This is a genomic window from Metabacillus sp. cB07 (genome assembly GCF_016839225.1).
In the GTDB taxonomy this organism is placed as follows: domain Bacteria; phylum Bacillota; class Bacilli; order Bacillales; family Bacillaceae; genus Bacillus_P; species Bacillus_P indicus.
Genome location: NZ_CP069296.1, coordinates 1,777,152 through 1,796,847 on the forward strand (window position 1 = coordinate 1,777,152; position 19,696 = coordinate 1,796,847).

18 protein-coding genes are annotated in these 19,696 nt (G+C 44.7%); all 18 read left to right on the forward strand.

All coding sequences use genetic code 11. From position 1 onward, the window contains the following. Window positions 1–31: 31 nt before the first annotated feature. The 18 genes from spoVE (at window position 32) to JOJ89_RS09010 (ending at window position 19,623) form a co-directional block, all read left to right on the forward strand. On the forward strand, window positions 32–1,132 hold the full coding sequence (gene spoVE, locus JOJ89_RS08925) for a stage V sporulation protein E (RefSeq protein ID WP_029285012.1): 1,101 nt from the start codon (window positions 32–34) through the stop codon (window positions 1,130–1,132). Between the two features lie 234 nt (window positions 1,133–1,366). Then, window positions 1,367–2,275: a UDP-N-acetylmuramate dehydrogenase gene (gene murB, locus JOJ89_RS08930; RefSeq protein WP_029285010.1), complete on the forward strand. Its 909-nt coding sequence runs from the start codon at window positions 1,367–1,369 to the stop codon at window positions 2,273–2,275. 145 nt (window positions 2,276–2,420) lie between these two features. After that, a complete protein-coding gene (locus JOJ89_RS08935) occupies window positions 2,421–3,260 on the forward strand; it encodes a cell division protein FtsQ/DivIB (protein WP_203290121.1) in 840 nt (279 codons plus the stop codon). Next, window positions 3,250–3,948: a DUF881 domain-containing protein gene (locus tag JOJ89_RS08940; protein WP_029285006.1), complete on the forward strand. Its 699-nt coding sequence runs from the start codon at window positions 3,250–3,252 to the stop codon at window positions 3,946–3,948. Before JOJ89_RS08935 ends, JOJ89_RS08940 begins: the two co-directional genes overlap by 11 nt. A 12-nt stretch (window positions 3,949–3,960) precedes the next feature. Beyond that, the gene (locus JOJ89_RS08945) at window positions 3,961–4,680 is read left to right on the forward strand and encodes a DUF881 domain-containing protein (protein WP_029285004.1); all 720 of its coding nucleotides are present in this window, start codon (window positions 3,961–3,963) and stop codon (window positions 4,678–4,680) included. After that, a complete protein-coding gene (locus JOJ89_RS08950; protein ID WP_029285002.1) occupies window positions 4,680–5,042 on the forward strand; it encodes a small basic family protein in 363 nt (120 codons plus the stop codon). Before JOJ89_RS08945 ends, JOJ89_RS08950 begins: the two co-directional genes overlap by 1 nt. A 217-nt stretch (window positions 5,043–5,259) precedes the next feature. After that, window positions 5,260–6,555: a cell division protein FtsA gene (gene ftsA, locus JOJ89_RS08955; RefSeq protein ID WP_029285000.1), complete on the forward strand. Its 1,296-nt coding sequence runs from the start codon at window positions 5,260–5,262 to the stop codon at window positions 6,553–6,555. A gap of 44 nt (window positions 6,556–6,599) precedes the next feature. Then, complete coding sequence (gene ftsZ, locus JOJ89_RS08960) at window positions 6,600–7,757, forward strand: cell division protein FtsZ (protein ID WP_029284998.1); 1,158 nt, start codon at window positions 6,600–6,602, stop codon at window positions 7,755–7,757. Window positions 7,758–8,271: 514 nt separating this feature from the next. Next, on the forward strand, window positions 8,272–12,573 hold the full coding sequence (locus JOJ89_RS08965) for a S8 family peptidase (protein WP_203290122.1): 4,302 nt from the start codon (window positions 8,272–8,274) through the stop codon (window positions 12,571–12,573). A 259-nt stretch (window positions 12,574–12,832) separates the two neighbouring features. After that, window positions 12,833–13,762: a sigma-E processing peptidase SpoIIGA gene (spoIIGA, locus tag JOJ89_RS08970; protein ID WP_203290123.1), complete on the forward strand. Its 930-nt coding sequence runs from the start codon at window positions 12,833–12,835 to the stop codon at window positions 13,760–13,762. Window positions 13,763–14,448: 686 nt separating this feature from the next. Continuing rightward, window positions 14,449–15,168: an RNA polymerase sporulation sigma factor SigE gene (gene sigE / locus JOJ89_RS08975; protein WP_029284992.1), complete on the forward strand. Its 720-nt coding sequence runs from the start codon at window positions 14,449–14,451 to the stop codon at window positions 15,166–15,168. Between the two features lie 72 nt (window positions 15,169–15,240). Further along, window positions 15,241–16,089 (forward strand): RNA polymerase sporulation sigma factor SigG, encoded by an 849-nt coding sequence (gene sigG, locus JOJ89_RS08980; RefSeq protein WP_203290124.1) that lies wholly within the window; start codon window positions 15,241–15,243, stop codon window positions 16,087–16,089. 90 nt (window positions 16,090–16,179) lie between these two features. Next, window positions 16,180–16,443: a YlmC/YmxH family sporulation protein gene (locus JOJ89_RS08985; protein ID WP_029284990.1), complete on the forward strand. Its 264-nt coding sequence runs from the start codon at window positions 16,180–16,182 to the stop codon at window positions 16,441–16,443. A gap of 87 nt (window positions 16,444–16,530) precedes the next feature. Next, window positions 16,531–17,370: a peptidoglycan editing factor PgeF gene (gene pgeF / locus JOJ89_RS08990; protein ID WP_203290125.1), complete on the forward strand. Its 840-nt coding sequence runs from the start codon at window positions 16,531–16,533 to the stop codon at window positions 17,368–17,370. Continuing rightward, on the forward strand, window positions 17,367–18,035 hold the full coding sequence (locus tag JOJ89_RS08995) for a YggS family pyridoxal phosphate-dependent enzyme (protein WP_203290126.1): 669 nt from the start codon (window positions 17,367–17,369) through the stop codon (window positions 18,033–18,035). Before pgeF ends, JOJ89_RS08995 begins: the two co-directional genes overlap by 4 nt. A gap of 21 nt (window positions 18,036–18,056) precedes the next feature. Next, window positions 18,057–18,497 carry a cell division protein SepF gene (locus JOJ89_RS09000; RefSeq protein WP_029284987.1) on the forward strand — a complete coding sequence of 147 codons (441 nt, stop codon included), beginning with the start codon at window positions 18,057–18,059 and terminating at the stop codon, window positions 18,495–18,497. Window positions 18,498–18,503: 6 nt separating this feature from the next. Beyond that, window positions 18,504–18,767: a YggT family protein gene (locus tag JOJ89_RS09005; RefSeq protein ID WP_029284986.1), complete on the forward strand. Its 264-nt coding sequence runs from the start codon at window positions 18,504–18,506 to the stop codon at window positions 18,765–18,767. An 85-nt stretch (window positions 18,768–18,852) separates the two neighbouring features. Continuing rightward, window positions 18,853–19,623 carry a YlmH family RNA-binding protein gene (locus JOJ89_RS09010; protein ID WP_203290127.1) on the forward strand — a complete coding sequence of 257 codons (771 nt, stop codon included), beginning with the start codon at window positions 18,853–18,855 and terminating at the stop codon, window positions 19,621–19,623. Window positions 19,624–19,696: the final 73 nt, after the last annotated feature.

The following is a 19,696-nucleotide window of genomic DNA, read 5'->3' on the forward strand; positions in this document are numbered from 1 at the left end:
CCCTAATTCCATTATATTGGGGTGTTTGGCGTTGACGGCAAAAAGATCTGCACCGGACTTTATACTAGTCATTATCACGCTGCTCCTTCTGACAATTGGACTGATTATGGTTTACAGTGCAAGCGCAGTATGGGCAACGTATAAATTCGAAGATTCGTTTTTCTTTGCCAAGAGGCAGCTTTTGTTCGCAGGCGTCGGAGTCGTAGCCATGTTCTTCATTATGAATGTGGATTACTGGACGTGGAGAACATGGGCGAAAATGCTTGTCATCGTCTGTTTTATCCTGCTTCTCGCTGTCCTTGTTCCCGGTATCGGGATGGAGAGAAACGGATCAAGAAGCTGGATTGGAGTAGGGGCTTTTTCCATACAGCCTTCTGAATTTATGAAGCTTGCAATGATTGCCTTTTTAGCTAAATTTCTATCGGAAAATCAAAAGAAAATAACCTCCTTTAAAAGAGGGCTTTTGCCGTCGCTGGCATTTGTTTTTACCGCATTCGCGCTGATCATGCTGCAGCCGGATCTCGGAACGGGAACGGTTATGGTCGGGACGTGCATTGTCATGATTTTTGTGGCAGGTGCAAGAATCAGTCATTTCGGTTTACTGGGCCTTCTTGGTGTGGCAGGGTTTGCAGCTCTGGTGCTTTCCGCACCTTACCGGATCAAACGGATTACGTCTTTTTTAAATCCGTGGGAAGATCCTCTCGGAAGCGGCTTTCAAATTATCCAGTCATTATATGCAATCGGGCCGGGCGGTCTGTTTGGACTAGGTCTCGGGCAAAGCAGGCAGAAGTTTTTTTATCTGCCGGAGCCGCAGACAGATTTTATTTTCGCCATTCTTGCCGAGGAACTCGGGTTTATTGGCGGATCGCTGATCATTCTTCTGTTTGGCCTCCTGTTATGGCGCGGAGTGAGGATTGCGCTCGGGGCACCCGATCAGTATGGTTCTTACCTTGCAATCGGCATTATAACAATGGTTGCCATACAGGTAATGATCAATATTGGAGTTGTAACAGGTCTAATGCCGGTAACAGGGATCACTCTGCCGTTTTTAAGCTACGGGGGCTCTTCGCTTACGCTGATGCTCATGGCAGTAGGTGTGCTGCTGAACATAAGCAGATATGCCAGGTATTGACGCTATACGTAACGGGGCCCTGTTGAAAAACAGGGTTCCTCGCGTTTTGCGGGAAAGTGGCTGATTTTTAAGTCTATAAGAATCTAAAATTGATTGGGCATTGTGCTCATAGAATATAAAAACATACAAAAGGGTTTTAACTGCGGTTCAAGAGGGAAAGGAAGATATTGTGCTTTTACAGGCTCCTTCTGACACAGCAGGGAAAATGACAAACAATTTTTACAGGAGGCTGTCATGGAAAACATACTTAATAAGCTTCAAGAGGCACAGGTAGGAAAGGTTGTTCATAACGAACCTTTAGCGAAACACACAACCATTAAAATCGGGGGACCTGCAGAGATTTTCGTGGAACCAGGCTCCATCAGTGATTTGAAAAAGACAATGGACATTGTGAATGAGAGCGGACTGCCGTGGAGAGCAATCGGACGCGGCTCAAATTTGCTTGTCAGTGACGCAGGAATCAAAGGCGTTGTCATTAAACTCGGCAAGGGCCTCGACCATATGGAGATTGACGGAGAGACGGTGACAGCCGGAGGCGGATACTCTCTGATTAAGCTGACAACACTGCTCACCAAGCAGGGACTGTCAGGTCTTCAATTCGCAGGGGGAATTCCGGGCTCAGTCGGCGGCGCTGTCTATATGAACGCCGGAGCTCACGGATCAGATATGTCTAAAATTCTCATAAAAGCACACATTCTGTTTGAAGACGGAAAAATGGAGTGGCTGACTGCTGATGAACTCGAGTTTTCATACCGCACATCGCTGCTTCAGAAAAAGCGTCCGGGCATCTGCCTTGAAGCCGTCCTGAAGCTTCAAAAAGGGAACAGAGAAGAGATTACGGCACAGCTCCAAAAGAATAAGGATTACCGCAGAGAAACACAGCCGTGGGATTTGCCTAACTGCGGAAGTGTATTCCGCAATCCCCTTCCTTACTATGCAGGACAGCTCATTCAGGAATCAGGACTTAAAGGCCACCAGATCGGCGGCGCGAAAATTTCCGATCTCCACGGAAATTTCATCGTGAACACGGGCACTGCCACTGCAAAAGACGTTCTTGACCTGATTGATTATGTCAAAAAGACGATTTATGACAAGCACGGAGTGAAAATGGAGACGGAGGTTGAAATTGCCGGTCAAATGTGATGATTGCTTATCTCTTTTTCCTTATATTGTGGTATACTATCTTTATTAAAAGCACAGTTGCTAAACGGCATCCAGCATGCCGTTTGTTTCTCTTTTTAAGAAGATTTTACGGCCCCGAAAGTCATTCGGGATGAGGGGTGAATACATGGAAAAAGGCAAAGTCGTTTCGCTTGAAGACAGGGTGCCCAAGTTAAAAGAGCACCGGAGGCAAAAATCAAACCGCAGATTAATAGGTTTTCTATCCGTCTTTTTCATCCTCATACTGCTTGTCATCTACTTTCAGTCTCCGCTGAGCAAAGTGTCTTCCATAGAGGTAAAAGGCAACAGAACTGTTTCTGACGAAGAGATCATTTCTTTGAGCGGAATTACCAAAAAAACAGGTTTTTTCAGCATCGAGGTAAGTGAAGTTCGGGAGGCGCTGTCTGACTTTGACCAAATTCAGGATGTCCGGATTGAAAAAGAGCTGCCAAATAAGGTAACGATTGCAGTCAATGAGTTTCAGAAAGTGGCATACGTCGTAAATGGGGACAAGTTTTCGCCGATTCTTGAGAACGGAAGAACACTTGATCCTGTAACCGGTGCATTTCCAGATGACGCACCGCTTCTGATGAACTGGAAAAACGCTGAAGAAATAGAAGAAATGGCTCTTGAATTAATGAGCCTGCCTGACAGCATTTCAAATGCCATTTCGGAAATTTATCATACACCTGAAGAAATGGACCGGTGGCATATCACGCTGTACATGAATGACGGCTATGAAGTACAGGCATCTGTCAGAGGTTTTTCAGAAAAGATGAAAAATTATCCTTCCATTGTCAGTCAGCTTGAGCCTGGTGCAAAGGGCATTATCCATATGGAAGTCGGCACATACTTTGAATCATTTGACAAGAGCGGGGAAACTGACCTCACCACTCCTGCTGAAGGAGCTGCAGACGAAACAGAGGCGGAGGCGACGGAACAAAATGAAAATGAAAATGAGGGGTAGGTATGTCATCCTCTCCTTAATCATGCTTGTGCTTGGCTTTCTTGTAGCTTTTTCTTATCAGCTAACGAAAGAAAAACAGCCTGAAAGCGGCATTTCTTCTGAACAATGGGACAAAGAATATGAGACAAGGCAGCTTTTGATCAAGCAGGAGGAACGAAATGCCGAGCTTCAAAAGCAATTGTCTGATACACAGGAAAAGGTCAGGAAAATTGAAGAAGATCTGAAAAATGAAAAGCAGCTTTATTTTAACCTGGTTGAAGATGCCGAGAAATACCGGATGTATGTAGGAGAGCTCGGTGTAAAAGGAGAGGGCATTGAAGTCACTCTTGAAGATTCTTCCTACATACCTGAAGGTGAAAATGTCAATAATTACATTGTGCATGAAGGCCATATTTTTAAAGTGATCAACGAACTTCTCATATCCGGTGCAAGTGCAGTTGCGATCAATGGACAGAGATTATCGCATGATTCGTATATATATTGTAATGGACCTGTTGTAACTGTGGATGGAAATCAATTTCCCGCACCGTTTGTCATTTCAGCCATCGGCGATCCTGCTGTGCTCGACCAGGCTCTGAATATTGCAGGCGGAGTTGTGGAACAAGTAGCATATGACAACATTGTCATTACCCTTGAGAAAAAAGATGAGATTAAAATGAATCCATTGTTGCAAGAAAAGAAATCTTGACGGGTGGTTGCCTTGAAGAAAAATTTGAAGGGTGTCAGCTTTTCCATACTGACAATGATATTCGGCCTTATGCTTGCTGTTCAGTTTCAGTCCATTCAGGAACCTCAGGTCAGAGATACTAGAGACATGTGGCAGCTGCGGGAGGCACTCAAAACAGAGCAGATGATGCAGTCTGAGCTTCTGCTTGAGATCCGCAAGTATGAAGAGCTGATCGATACATATGAGAATGATGAGAGCCAAAGTGCTGAAAAAACCCTGAAGGAAACTGTAGAAGAGCTAAAGAAAGAAGCAGGGCTGACCGAAGTAACAGGGGAGGGGATTACGATTACGATTTCCCCGCTGTTTGAGGAGTCATTGACACAGACGGAAACAAACAGTGTTGCACCGGATTTGCTGAAGCGTCTTTTAAATGAACTTAATTCCTACGGTGCAGAAAGTATCTCAATAGATGGCCGGAGAGTCGTCAATACGACCGTCATCCGGGACATCAACGGCAAAACGAAGATAGACGGCTACAGCCTGCATTCTTTTCCTCTTGAGATTAAGGTGATTGGCGAGGATGCAGAAAAGCTTTTCAGCCGGTTAAATGGATCAACGGTTATGGATACGTTTGCTGTTGATAATCTCAGACTTTCCATCTCGGAGCCAAAAGGGAACATGACGATCCCCCCGTATGATGATGTGATCAGGGTTCAGAATATGAAACCGTTTGAAAAAGGAGAGAATTCATAATGTGGCTTCCCATTTTAGGGTTGATTCTTGGCATCTCATTGGGACTGCTGACTGATTTCCGGATTCCCGGCGAATATTCGAATTACCTTTCCATAGCCATCCTTGCGGCACTTGATACACTGCTTGGGGGGATTCGCGCGCACTTGCAGAATATGTACGATGAAATGGTGTTTGTATCAGGTTTTTTCTTTAACATCATTTTGGCAGCAAGTTTAGCTTTTCTGGGTGTTCATCTTGGTGTAGACTTGTATTTGGTAGCAATATTTGCTTTTGGAGTCAGACTGTTCCAGAATATTGCCGTCATCAGACGAATCATTATTGCCAATTGGACTGAATCGCGCCAAAAACTTAAAAAAAGTTGATTTTTTAAGAGGGAAAATCAAGGATTTGACGAATACTCACTTTAAGTATCTATTTCATGTTAGAACCTGCACGAAGCAGGCTGGAATTTGTGTGACATGCATGTTTCAAATGTCACAGCATTTTTCAGCATTGTTACAAATATGTAAAACTAGATTCATTGTATTGTTGTTCCTCTAATAATAGAATGGAAATGATAAGTTAAGGAGGTGCCATAGAATGAACAACAATGAAATCTTTGTAAGTCTAGACATCGGTACATCCAGTGTTAAGGTTATCATCGGCGAAATGGCAGATGATAATTTGAACATTATTGGTGTAGGCAATGTTAAATCAGAAGGACTCAGAAAAGGGTCGATCGTCGACATTGACGAGACCGTTCATTCTATTAGAAAAGCGGTAGAACAGGCAGAGAGAATGGTAGGCATCCCGCTTAGAAGAGTTGTAGTGGGAGTGACCGGCAATCATGTTCAGCTTCAGGACTGCCACGGTGTTGTGGCTGTCTCAAGCGAAAACCGCGAAATAGCAAACGAGGACATCAGACGCGTCATTGATGCTGCTCAAGTTATGTCAATACCTCCGGAACGGGAGATCATAGATGTGATTCCTCAGCAGTTTATTGTTGACGGACTGGATGAAATCAGCGATCCGCGCGGAATGATCGGTGTGCGTCTTGAAATGGAAGGCACGATTATTACCGGATCAAGAACGATTTTACATAATCTTCTTCGGTGCGTAGAGAAAGCAGGGCTCGAAATTACAGACATATGCCTGCAGCCGCTTGCATCAGGAGCTGTTGCCCTTTCTAAGGATGAGAAAAACCTTGGCGTAGCCCTAGTTGATATCGGGGGCGGTTCAACAACAATTGCCGTCTTTGACCAAGGTCATCTGCAGACGACAAGCGTCCTGCCGATCGGCGGAGAAAACATAACGAAGGATCTGTCCATCGGTCTTCGCACAACGACGGATGAGGCTGAGCGGATCAAAGTAAAGCATGGACATGCCTACTATGATTACGCCTCTGAAGAAGAAGTGTTTGAAGCGGCCATTATCGGCACAGATCAAAAACAGCAATTTAATCAGCTTGAAATTTCTGATATTATAGAAGCCAGACTGGAAGAAATGTTTGAGCTCGTCCAGCACGAGATTAAGAGACTCGGTGTCAGGGACCTGCCAGGAGGATTTGTTCTCACCGGAGGAACGGTAAGCATGCCAGGAGTGCTTGAAATTGCACAGGATGTGCTTCAGAGCAATGTCCGCATTGCAAGCCCGGATTATATCGGGGTCAGAGAACCGCAGTACATGACTGGAGTAGGCCTGATACAGTTTGCCTTTAAAAATGCGAAAATTCAGGGCCGGAGCATCAGTTCAAATGCTGTTCCGGACAAGGCTGAAATGACAGCGCAAAGAGAGCCTCAGCCGCAGCAGAATCAGCAGCAGCGCGCTAAGGCGAAAGAAAAAGAAGAGAAAAAAGAAAGCAAAGTGAAAAAATTCTTTGGTTACTTCTTTGAATAACATGCATCAAGAGGAAGTCATTCGATGGATTAGGAGGATTTTGTATGTTGGAGTTTGAAAGCAATATTGACGGCATGGCAACGATAAAAGTAATTGGGGTTGGCGGCGGTGGAAACAACGCTGTTAACCGTATGATAGAACATGGTGTTCAGGGTGTAGATTTTATCGCTGTAAACACTGATGCACAGGCTTTGAATCTTTCTAAAGCAGAAACTAGAATGCAGATCGGCTCAAAGCTTACAAGAGGCCTTGGCGCAGGCGCAAACCCTGAAGTCGGCAAAAAAGCAGCTGAAGAAAGCAAAGAGCAGATTGAAGAGGCTTTAAGAGGAGCAGACATGGTCTTCGTTACTGCTGGAATGGGCGGCGGTACAGGTACCGGTGCAGCTCCTGTCATCGCCCAGATCGCTAAAGACCTTGGCGCCCTGACTGTTGGGGTTGTAACACGTCCGTTTACGTTTGAAGGGCGCAAGCGTGCGATGCAGGCTGCCGGCGGTATCTCTTCAATGAAAGAATCAGTTGATACGCTGATTGTTATCCCGAACGACCGTCTTCTTGAAATCGTAGACAAAAACACACCGATGCTTGAAGCTTTCCGCGAAGCGGATAACGTTCTTCGCCAAGGTGTACAAGGTATCTCAGATCTGATTGCTGTCCCTGGACTAATCAACCTTGATTTTGCCGATGTTAAGACAATTATGTCAAATAAAGGTTCATCCCTTATGGGTATCGGGGTTGCAACTGGAGAAAGCAGAGCAGCAGAAGCAGCTAAAAAAGCTATTTCAAGTCCGCTTCTTGAGACATCAATTGACGGCGCACAAGGTGTTCTGATGAACATTACCGGCGGTTCAAACCTGAGTCTTTATGAAGTTCAGGAAGCAGCCGACATCGTTGCTACTGCTTCAGATCAGGACGTAAACATGATCTTCGGTTCTGTTATTAACGAAAACCTGAAGGATGAGATTGTGGTAACTGTTATTGCTACAGGCTTTAACGAAGTTGAAATCAATCACAGCAAACCGCAGTCAAGACCATTTGGAAACACGGCTCCTAAACCATCACCTAAACCTCGTGATGTAAGAGAAATGAAACGTGAACGCGAACGCGAGGAGCCTGCTCAGGACATGTCAAGCCGTTCTATGCAGCAAGGCGATGATACACTTGATATCCCGACATTCCTGCGAAACCGCAATAAACGCAGATAATAGCAAAAAAAGACATGGCCAGAAGCCATGTCTTTTTTTTTTGCATTTTTCTATTCATAAGACCTGTCTCCTCATATTGTCCTGTTCTTCATTGATAAAAGACGTAATTAGTCCCCCGAGAAATCTGCTGATAGTGAGTACCATTCCCTGTATTGTGACAATTAGCTCTGCCTGAGCAAACTTAAAATGGTTAAATCAGGTAAAAATGTTTATTTTTACATTTATTTTTTATTCATAGTCCGATTGTCCTTTTCAAATAAGCCGTTTGAATCCCCGTGTTCAACGCATCTTTAATAGAGTAAAAAAAGACAGGCGTTCCTTTGTCCTGATTTACATAACTTTCCTTCTCCGTCAAATCGATCATTTCTGCAAAAGGGATATTTTGGGTGCAAATAATGACAAAATTTTCAAAAAACTTTCTTTACATTTAGTGTAACAGCTCAGAACGTACATACATTTCAGAGGGAGGGAGGATGCAGAACTGCATACACCATTATAAGGGGGAATTGAAAGAATGCCGAAGAAATTTGTGAAATCGCTCAGTTTTTTGTCAATCATTATCCTGCTTTTAACCTTGCTTGCGCCAAGTGTGTCAATTGCAAGCACAAACGTCAGCACATCTGTTAAAAATCAAAAAAACATAACGGCTGATAAAGTTTCAAAGAAGGTTGCAGAATCTTTCAAGAAAGAAGAAAAGGTGACGTTTCTCATTAAGCTGAAAGAACAAGTTGATACAGCAAAAGCTGCAAAAAATGCTGCAAAAGCTGAATCCAAAGCAGTTCAGTCTAAATATGAGAAACGGTCGGCTGTCGTTTCTTCCCTTCGTGCAAAAGCCTTTGAAACTCAGCATAATCTGAAAACATACTTAACGAAAGAAGAAAAAGCCGGAAATGCGAAGGACATAAAGTCTTTCTATATCGTAAACGGAATGGCTGTTACGGCTACAAAGGAAGTGATGGAAAAGGTCGCATCTTTCCCGGAAGTGGACAAGGTGCTTCCAAATGAAGTCCGGCAGCTGCATAAAGTTAAAGAGAAAGCAGCAGGTAAACAGACAGAAGCAAACGCGTCTCCTGCAGCAACAGAGTGGAACATCAATCAAGTTGGTGCTCCTGCAGCATGGGAGATGGGCATCGACGGCAGCGGAACCGTTGTTGCTTCGATCGATACAGGTGTTCAATGGGACCACCCGGCATTAAAAGAAAAATACCGCGGCTACAATCCAGCTGCACCAAATGCACCTGATCACGAGTTCAGCTGGTTTGATGCTACAGCAAATCAGGAAGCGCCTTATGACGATGATGGGCATGGAACGCACGTAACAGGCACGATGGTAGGCGCAGAGCCGAACGGCAATAACCAAATCGGTGTTGCACCAGGTGCAAAGTGGATTGCTGTCAAAGCATTCACTGCAAACGGCGGAACAGATGCAGATTTGCTTGAGGCAGGAGAGTGGATTCTTGCTCCTAAAGATGCAGCCGGAAATCCGCACCCTGAAATGGCGCCGGATGTAGTCAACAACTCCTGGGGAGGCGGAGCAGGGCTTGATGAATGGTACAGGCCAATGGTCAATGCATGGCGCGCTGCAGAAATCTTTCCGGAATTCTCTGCAGGCAACACGACATTATTTAACCCGGGAGGTCCAGGATCGATTGCCAACCCGGCAAACTATCCTGAATCCTTTGCAACAGGTGCAACAGACATCAACAACCAATTAGGAAGCTTTTCGCTTCAGGGACCGTCACCTTATAATGAAACAAAGCCTGATATTTCAGCACCGGGCGTAAACATCCGGTCATCTGTTCCAGGCGGAGTTTATGAAGGCGGCTGGAATGGTACATCAATGGCAGGACCTCACGTTTCGGCTGTAGCTGCCCTGCTGAGGCAGGTTGATTCCTCCATTACGGTAGAGGAAATCGAAAACGTACTGACAACTACAGCAACACCACTTACGGATTCAACTTTTACAAACTCACCTAATAACGGATATGGCCATGGACTGGTAAATGCCTATGATGCGGTTTCCTCTCTGATGACAGGTCTTGGAAAAGTAAAAGGACAGGTTGCCAAAGAAGGAGAAGATGCAGAGGCTCCGGTTATGGAACATACAGGGCCTGCAGAGGCATTCGCGGGTATGAATCTTCCATTAACGGTGAATGTATCCGATAATATCAGCGTGACAAACGTCTCCCTTCATTACCAAAGCAATGGCGGACAATGGCAGACAGCTGAAGCTGCCAGAGTGTCGGGTGATTTCCTTGATGGAAATTACGAAGCAGTCATTCCTGGTGAGGCATTAGAAGAAGGAACACTTGTATATAAGTGGAAAGCTGTTGATTTTGGCGCAAATGAAGTGGTATCAGAAGAATATGAAATCGCCGTTCAGCCAGGCATTACGACTGGCTATGAGCAGGATTTTGAATCAGGCGCTGCAGGATGGACTTCTTACGGAGTGAAAAACAGCTGGGAGCATGGAGCACCTGTAAACGGCCCGGGGAATGCAGCTTCAGGTGAAAACGTTTTTGCGACCAACCTTGACGGCGATTACGAAAACGGGGCAAACATGAATTTGCTTATGCCTCCAATTGATTTGCCGGCAGAAGGAGCTGCGTTCCTTCAATTCAAGCAGTGGCATGAACTTGAAAACCGGTATGATTATGGACATGTTTTCGTTTCAACCGATCAGGAAACATGGACTCAGGCATTACGGGTAAACGGGGTCACTGAAAACTGGATGGATGGACAGGTAGACCTTAGCGGGTATGCAGGAGAGCGCATTTATGTTGCGTTCAACGTTACATCGGACGGCAGCGTCGTAAAAGACGGATGGTACATTGACGATGTAAAACTATCAGATACTCCGATTGAAATTCAGAACAAAGCGTCACTTGGAGTTGAAGGCAAATCTGCAACTGCAGATAAAGCTTCAAAAGAGAAAAAGGAAAAAGTGTATCCGAACAAAATCAAACCCGCACCGTTCACTGCTGCCAAAGGATCAACTGACCATGCACAGCCTGCTGCCCTTCCAATGAGAGCAGAAGTAAGCATTGTTGAAACAGGAAGATCGACATACTCTAGCCTTCAGGACGGCAGCTATGAAATCGTTCATGGTGCAGGAGAATTTACTCTCCAGGCAGAAGCATACGGATTTGCGACAGAAACCATGCCGATTACAATTGAAAACGACGGCATCACAGAAGCAAACTTTGTTCTAGAAGAACTTCCTCAAGGAACAGTGAGCGGAGTAGTGACAAACGAAGCAACAGGCGAGCCGGTTGCAAACGCGACACTTCTGCTTGTTGAAGATGCCGCCATTACTCCTGTTCAAACGAATGAACAAGGGGAATATTCAATTGAAGCCTACGAAGGAGACTATACGCTGAAAGCGATGGCACCTTCTTATTATGCCAAGGACACTAGCATCACGATCGATGCAGAACAGACAACTGTTCAAAATATTACGCTTAAGCCGTTCATCGGGTACCCGGGTGAGATCGGATATGACGACGGGACAGCTGAAAACGCCAGAGCATTTAATGCAGCAGGCAATGGCTGGGCTGTGAAAATGTCTCTTGCTGAAGGAAACGAGAGAGCGATGGTAACGGGCGGACTGTTCAGGTTCTGGGATACAGAATGGCCTGTACCTGGAGGCACTGAATTCCAGGTTGCCATTTACGATGCTTCAGGAACGGACGGTGCACCGGGCAAAAAGCTTGCCGGACCGATCAATGCAGAAGCGCTGCGCAACGGGGAATGGACAATGGTCAACTTGCTTGACCAGGGCGTAGTTGTGGATGGCGATTTCTATATGGTTTACATTCAAACGAAAGCAAACCCTAATTCGCCTGGACTTGCAACAGATGAAGATGGCGAAAATGCCGGACGCAGCTGGCAGATGGTCAGCGGAGCCTGGTCACCTTCACCTGCTGAAGAAGGAAACTACATGATCAGGGCGATTGTGGACTATGAAGTGACTGCTCCGGAAATTACCTCACCTAAAGACGGTTCGTTCACAAACAAAGAAACGGCTGTTGTAGAGGGGAAAGCATCACCGACAACCACTGTTCATATTTACAATGGAGAAACAGAGGCAGCTTCTGTGCAAGCTACAGAAACCGGCACATTCCGGGCAGAAGTCATGCTGAATACAGGCGAAAATGTTCTGACTGCCAAGTCCAGCACAGATGCAGGCATGACAGATGCATCTAATGCAGTAAAAGTGACACTGGACAAAACCAAACCCGCATTCACCGTTGAAAATCCTAAAGACGGACAAAAGCTGAACACGGAAGCATTAACGGTCAGCGGAACCGTTGCAGATGATAATCTGGACTGGATAAAAGTTAATGGACAAAAAGCTGCCGTCAAGGACGGCAAATTCTCTAAACGGATTCTGCTTGAAAACGGAGAGAATGTAATAACCGTTCTTGCAGCAGACAAAGCAGGAAACCGTTTGAAGAAAACCGTTAAAGTATATGTGAAATATGATGCACCGGTCATTGAAAATCTAAAACCTGCCGAGGATAAATACATCAAGTCAGGTGAAAGCGTGAAAATAAAATTTGACAGCGAAGAAGATCTGGATGCAACGTTCGTTCTTCATATGCCGCTTACAAATGCGCGCATCCAGAATGCAACAGAGCTTCCGCTGAGAGAAACATCACCAGGACATTACGAGGGCTATTACACGGCAACATCCAATATGAAAGCTGACGGTGCGAGAATCGAAGTCATTGCAAAAGATGACTTTGGCAACGAAACAAGAGCCGTCGCAGATGGCAAACTGTTTATAAACGGCAAAAAACCTGCAAACAAATAAGCTCACAAAGAACTCTCATTCCGGTTGCGGAATGAGAGTTTTTGTTTTTTATATACATAACTCATGTTCATACAGAATTCCATATGCTAATCCACTCTTTTCCATCGACAAATAGCAGCGATATCTATCAAAAATACTCTATATTATCGGCAGTAACTGACAGACTTCACCTGCTGGGCTCAGCTATACTATTACTATCCAATCGGACAGCGCCCTTATTTTTTCTTAGATGTGAAAACCTCAGGGGAAGGAGTTTAACGTGGCCATATATTTGGATGTCATCTGGTTTTTGAATTTTTCTTTTGATCTTTTCCTGCTGCTTTTGACGAATATTTTGCTGAAGCAGAAACTGATGAAGATCAGGATTTTGATTGGAGCCTTGATTGGATCTGGCATCGTTGTCCTTCTGTTCACTCCTTTTGCACCCATTGCAACGCATCCGTTAGGCAAGTTATCCGTTTCTGTCTTTATGATTCTTGCAGCCTTTGGATTTAAGAGGTTTAAGTACTTTGCCAAGTGTCTGCTTACTTTTTATTTTGTTACGTTTATGGTAGGCGGGGCCATGATGGGGGCCCATTATTTTATTCAGACGGAAATCGGATTTACAGACGGAATTTTAATGACAAACTCAGGAGGTTTCGGAGATCCTGTCAGCTGGCTGTTTGTCATCGCCGGCTTTCCTGCAGCCTGGTATTTTTCAAGAAAGAGGCTGGATGATCTTGAAATGAAAAAGATTCAATATGACATGATCGTCTCGGTTTACGTCAGGATTGGGGAAACATCGTTTACACTGAAGGGCCTGATTGACAGCGGAAATCAGCTTTATGATCCCATCTCAAAGTCCCCGGTCATGATTGCAGATGCCAATAAGCTGAAAGGGCATCTTCCGGATGCGCTGCTTGATATAGCGCTTCAGGAAGATGTGATGACGGCTCTAACCGCGTCAAGTGAATCTCATTCTATGGATAACAGAGTAAGAATTATTCCGTTTCGAGTCGTTGGAAAATCAAATCAGTTTTTAATCGGTTTAAAACCGGATGAGGTCATCGTGACAACAAAAGATGAAACGATTCTTGCTTCAAAAACGATTATCGGGCTGAACCGAACAAGCCTGTCGCCTGAAGGGGAATATGACTGCATTGTTCATCCGAAAATGCTTCAGAGCGGAGCCGTGCAGGACGTTTCATAAAGGGTTGTTCAGAACGCAGTGACAAGTTGCACCAAAACAGGATTTATAACCGAATGATGGTTTCAAATTTTGCGATCAGTGCCATTGTTTAAGGTCCCGAACACAGGGATAAGTGCCATCAAGACAGAATTTCAATCTTTTGAGGGTCCTTAAAGAAGTTTTAAGTGCCACCAAAACAAAATTCCAACCGCTTGATGGTACCGAACTCAGGTATAAGTGCCATCAAAACAGAATTTCAACCGCTTGATGGTCCCGAACGCACCGATAAGTGCCATCAAAACAGAATTTCAACCGCTTGGTGGTACCGAACGCACCGATAAGTGCCATCAAAACAGAATTCCAACCGCTTGGTGGTACCGAACGCACCGATAAGTGCCACCAAAACAGAACTTAAATCTTTTGAGGGTCCCAAACGCACCGATAAGTGCCATCAAAACAGAATTCCAACCGCTTGATGGTACCGAACGCACCGATAAGTGCCATCAAAACAGAATTTCAACACCTTGGTGGTACCGAACTCAGGTATAAGTGCCATCAAAACAGAATTTCAACCGCTTGATGGTCCCGAACGCACCGATAAGTGCCATCAAACCAAAATCTCACCCGTTTGATGGTTCTGAACACAGCGATATCTTTATCCTGTAGTAGTGTACTCAGCTGTAAAGGAAAATAGAAGGGAGAGAATCATGAAAAAACTAAAATTGCAGATTACGTATCTCTGGTATAAATTACTGATGAAGCTGGGCCTGAAAACAGATGAAATCCACTATATAGGAGGAAGCGAAGCACTGCCGCCCCCGCTTACAAAGGATGAAGAAGAAGTCCTTCTGAAAAAACTGCCGGGAGGCGATCAGGCGGCACGCTCCATTCTGATTGAAAGAAATTTGAGACTTGTCGTCTATATTGCCAGGAAGTTTGAGAATACAGGCATTAACATTGAAGATTTGATCAGCATCGGAACAATTGGACTGATCAAAGCTGTCAACACCTTCAATCCGGAAAAGAAAATCAAGCTTGCAACCTATGCATCACGATGCATCGAGAATGAAATCCTGATGTATCTGAGAAGAAACAACAAGATCCGGTCTGAAGTTTCATTTGATGAACCATTGAATATCGACTGGGACGGAAACGAGCTGCTGCTGTCGGATGTTCTCGGAACCGAGGAGGACATCATCACAAAAGATCTTGAAGCCAATGTGGACCGCAAACTTCTCCTTAAAGCTCTTCAGCAGCTGAATGACCGGGAAAAGCAGATCATGGAACTGCGTTTTGGCCTTCAGGGAGGAGAAGAAAAAACGCAGAAAGATGTCGCGGATATGCTGGGGATCTCCCAGTCTTACATATCCAGGCTTGAGAAGAGAATTATCAAAAGATTGCGCAAAGAATTCAATAAAATGGTCTAAAAAAATATTATCCGCCTAATTTCCAGTTCCTGTATGCTTCGGAGTCACTTTCGTGATTTTTGGCTTTTGGACATGTGCATATTTTTCCCACCTAAGGAGATACTTAACTCTGTACAGCAGCTCCTGTTAGGAGGGAAAGATGTGGCAAGAAATAAAGTTGAAATATGCGGAGTAGATACTTCCAAACTTCCAGTCCTGAAAAATGAGGAAATGAGAATCCTGTTCCGCGACATGCAAAGCGGCAATACGGATGCACGGGAAAAGCTCGTGAACGGGAATCTTCGCTTGGTTTTGAGCGTCATTCAGCGATTTAACAACCGCGGTGAGTTTGTCGATGACCTGTTTCAAGTTGGCTGTATTGGACTTATGAAATCCATTGATAATTTCGATCTTGGCCAGAATGTAAAATTTTCAACTTATGCTGTACCGATGATTATTGGAGAGATCAGGCGCTATCTGCGCGATAACAATCCGATCCGGGTTTCCAGATCTCTTCGTGATATTGCCTACAAAGCTTTGCAGGTCAGAGAACAATTGATGAGCAAAACCTCAAGAGAACCGACAGCGGAAGAAATATCCCGGGTACTGGAAGTCCCGCATGAAGAAATCGTCTTTGCACTGGATGCCATCCAGGACCCGGTGTCGCTTTTTGAACCGATCTACAACGATGGCGGAGATCCAATCTATGTCATGGATCAGCTCAGTGACGAAAAAAACCGCGATTCACACTGGATTGAAGAAATTGCTTTAAAAGAGGGAATGCGCAGGCTTAATGAGCGTGAAAAACTCATATTGAGAAAACGGTTCTTCCAGGGAAAAACCCAAATGGAAGTGGCGGAGGAAATCGGCATCTCACAAGCGCAGGTATCAAGGCTTGAAAAAGCTGCTATCAAACAAATGAATAAGAATATACAGAACTAGAGCCGTCTTCAGACGGCTCTTTTTCATGAACTTGAGGGAATAGAACGCTCACATTCATACATATAGTTAAGTAGACGGGGGGCGGATGCGATGATGAATATATCTGAATTTCAGACTAAAGATGTTGTCAATGTTTCAGATGGAAAGAAGCTCGGAATGGTATCGGATTTTGATATAAATGTAACGACGGGGAAGATTCAGGCAGTCTTTATCAGCGGGCCGGGCAAAGTTCTCGGTTTTTTCGGCAAGGAGGAAGAAGTCATCGTACCGTGGAGGAACATTGTCAAAATCGGGGAAGATGTGATTTTAGTCCGTGTAAATAGGGAAATAGACCAAAACAGCGAATTAATTTAACAATCTTTCTGTCGGAATGGGAAAGATGTGGTAAAATATAGTCGTATATAAAATGCTTAGAACAGCAAACAGAAGGAATGATCATTTATGACTCAGAATCCGCTTAACCTTCAGCATGAGACATACTTAAACAGCCCGGACTGGGAACAATTAAATGAAGATCTCATTATCGGATTTACAACAAAAAACGGTGGAGTCTCAAGCGGTCACTTTCAGTCTCTGAATCTTGGCCTTCATGTCCACGACGATCCCGGATGCGTAACAGAAAACAGAAAGATCCTTGCATCAGCCGTGAATATGCCTCTTGAACATTGGGTGTATGCAGACCAGGTTCATGACAGCAGCATTTATAAAGCACGCAGGGAAGACCGTTCAAAAGGGACAATGAATTATGCTTCGGCTGTTCCGGAAACAGACGGCCTTTACACAGATGAAGAAGACCTGATGCTTTCGCTCTGCTACGCAGACTGTGTGCCTCTTTTCTTCTATGAACCTGAAAAAAGGCTGGTCGGCACTGCTCATGCAGGCTGGAAAGGTTCAGTCCTTGATATCGGGGGCAAAATGGCCAGAACGTGGACTCAGAACGAAGGCGTCCCGGGAAAATCCATTTACGCCATCATCGGACCATCCATCGGACCTTGCTGCTATACAGTTGATGATTATGTCATTGATAGAGTAAACAACGCGCTGTCTAAAGATTTCCCTTCTCCATATGAAGAGGTGTCTGCCGGGCAGTATTCGCTTGACTTAAAGCTGCTCAACAAATATTTGCTTTTGAAAGCAGGACTGAGTGAGTCCCGCATATTGACAAGTCCGCTTTGTACAAGCTGCGAATCTTCCCTGTTTTTTTCACACAGGAGAGATCAGGGCAAAACCGGAAGAATGGCTGGATTTATCGGTTTAAAGGGGAGGCAAAAACAACTGTGAGCGTGAAACAGAATTTAGAGGAAATACGTGCCAGAATTAAACATACATGCAGTAAAACAGACCGCAATCCGGATGAGATCAGCCTGATTGCCGTCACGAAATATGTCAGCATCGAACGGGCGAAAGAAGCTGTTGAAGCAGGCATTGCCCATCTTGGCGAAAACAGAAACGAAGGTCTTGCCGAAAAATATGAAGCTATTGGCAACAGCGCTTCATGGCATTTTATCGGAACCCTTCAGACGAGAAAAGTAAAAGACATGATTGATAAAGCAGACTACATACATTCCCTGGACAGGCTTTCGCTTGCTAAAGAAATTGATAAACGGGCCGATGATAAAGTAAAGTGCTTCATTCAGGTGAATACGTCGGGAGAAGAATCCAAGCATGGCATGACACCTGAGGAAGTTCTCCCATTTGTTAAGGAGCTTGAGAATTATCCGAACATTCTTGTCGTCGGGTTAATGACTATGGCACCTAACACAGATGATGAACATGTATTGAGAGAATCCTTCAAAAGGCTCCGTACATTGCGCGGGGAAGTAACATCCCTTCATCTGCCGTATGCACCTTGCAGTGAGCTTTCTATGGGGATGTCGAATGACTTTGAAATAGCGGTTGAAGAAGGCGCTACTTTCATACGCATCGGCTCAGCCCTGGTTGGATAAGAAATCGGAGGTGTCACGTACATGAGTATTAAAAATAAGTTTAAAAGCTTTTTTGCCCTTGATGAGGAAGAATATGAATACGTTGAGCAGGAGAGGCATCAGGACTATGATTACGAGGAAGAACAGCCGTTTACTCCAAAGCCGCAGCAGACCAAACAGAATGTTGTCAGTTTGCAAAGTGTTCAGAAATCATCTAAAGTGGTTTTATGCGAGCCGAGGGTATACGCCGAAGCACAGGATGTTGCCGATCAGCTGAAGAACAGACGGGCAGTTGTTGTCAATCTGCAGCGCATTCAGCATGACCAGGCAAAGCGCATTGTAGACTTTTTAAGCGGAACTGTGTACGCTATAGGTGGAGACATTCAGAAAATAGGAGCGAATATTTTCCTGTGCACACCGGATAACGTTGATGTTGCAGGCTCGATTTCAGAAATTGTCTCGGAAGAAGATCAGAGGTGGTAAAAATAAATGGGCGTAGTAGCTGATGTTTTATTTACGTTGTTGCAGGTTTATTCTTATGCGATTATTATTTACATCTTGCTTTCATGGTTTCCGAATGCAAGAGAGAGCAGTTTCGGACAGCTGCTTGCTAAAATTGTAGAGCCGTACCTTGAACCTTTCCGCAGGTTTATTCCGCCGCTTGGCATGATTGACATCTCACCAATTGTTGCACTTCTTGCTTTAAGATTTGCAGGATACGGGCTTAACTCAATTTTCACAATGATTGGATAAGATACAGGTGGTGCCGTACATAACGGCACTGTTTTCATTTTGGCATCAATTTATAAGAGCTTAACGAAAAGGCTGGAAGATTAATATGGACCACATTTATCAGCACTTCAGACAGGAAGAACGGCATTTTATCGATCAGGCTTCAGAATGGAAAGAAAGTGTCATGAACAGCTATGCTCCAAAATTGACGGATTTTCTTGACCCGAGAGAGCAGGAAATGGTTAAAGCAGTCGTCGGATCAAGCACGGATGTGTGTCTTCAGTTTTCGGGAGAGAATATGGAACGAAAACGGGCTCTGCTTTATCCGGACTACTTTGTTCCTTCCCATGAGGATTTCCAGCTTTCCCTGCTTGAGATCGGGTATCCGTCTAAATTTGTTGCCATTGAACACCGGCAAGTACTGGGTGCTTTAATGTCACTCGGGCTCAAACGGTCAAAATTCGGCGATCTGCTGTTTTCCGGCGACCGGATTCAGCTGGTCGCTGCAAAAGAAACAGAATCTTTTCTTTTGATGAATCTGACTGAGATCGGCCGGGCAAAAGTTTCGCTGAGCGCACTTGACTGGAGTGAGCGCATCCTCCATGTGGAAGAAATGCTGGAAAAAACAGCGACCGTCAGTTCCTTAAGGCTTGATGCTGTTGCCGCATCTGTTTATAACATTTCCCGGCAAAAAATCGGCGCGCTTGTTCAGACGGGTTATGTGAAAGTAAACTTTCGGGTCATCGAGCAGCCGTCATTTGAATGCAGAGAGGGAGACACGCTTTCTGTCAGAGGCCACGGCAGATCCAAAATCTTGTCGATTGATGGCAGAACAAAGAAAGATAAGTGGAAAATCTCATACGGCATTCAAAAATAAATTTGGGAAAATAGAAGGATTTTTGCCTTTTCTGTCAAAATATGAATTATACTTGAAGAAAGATCGAATGATC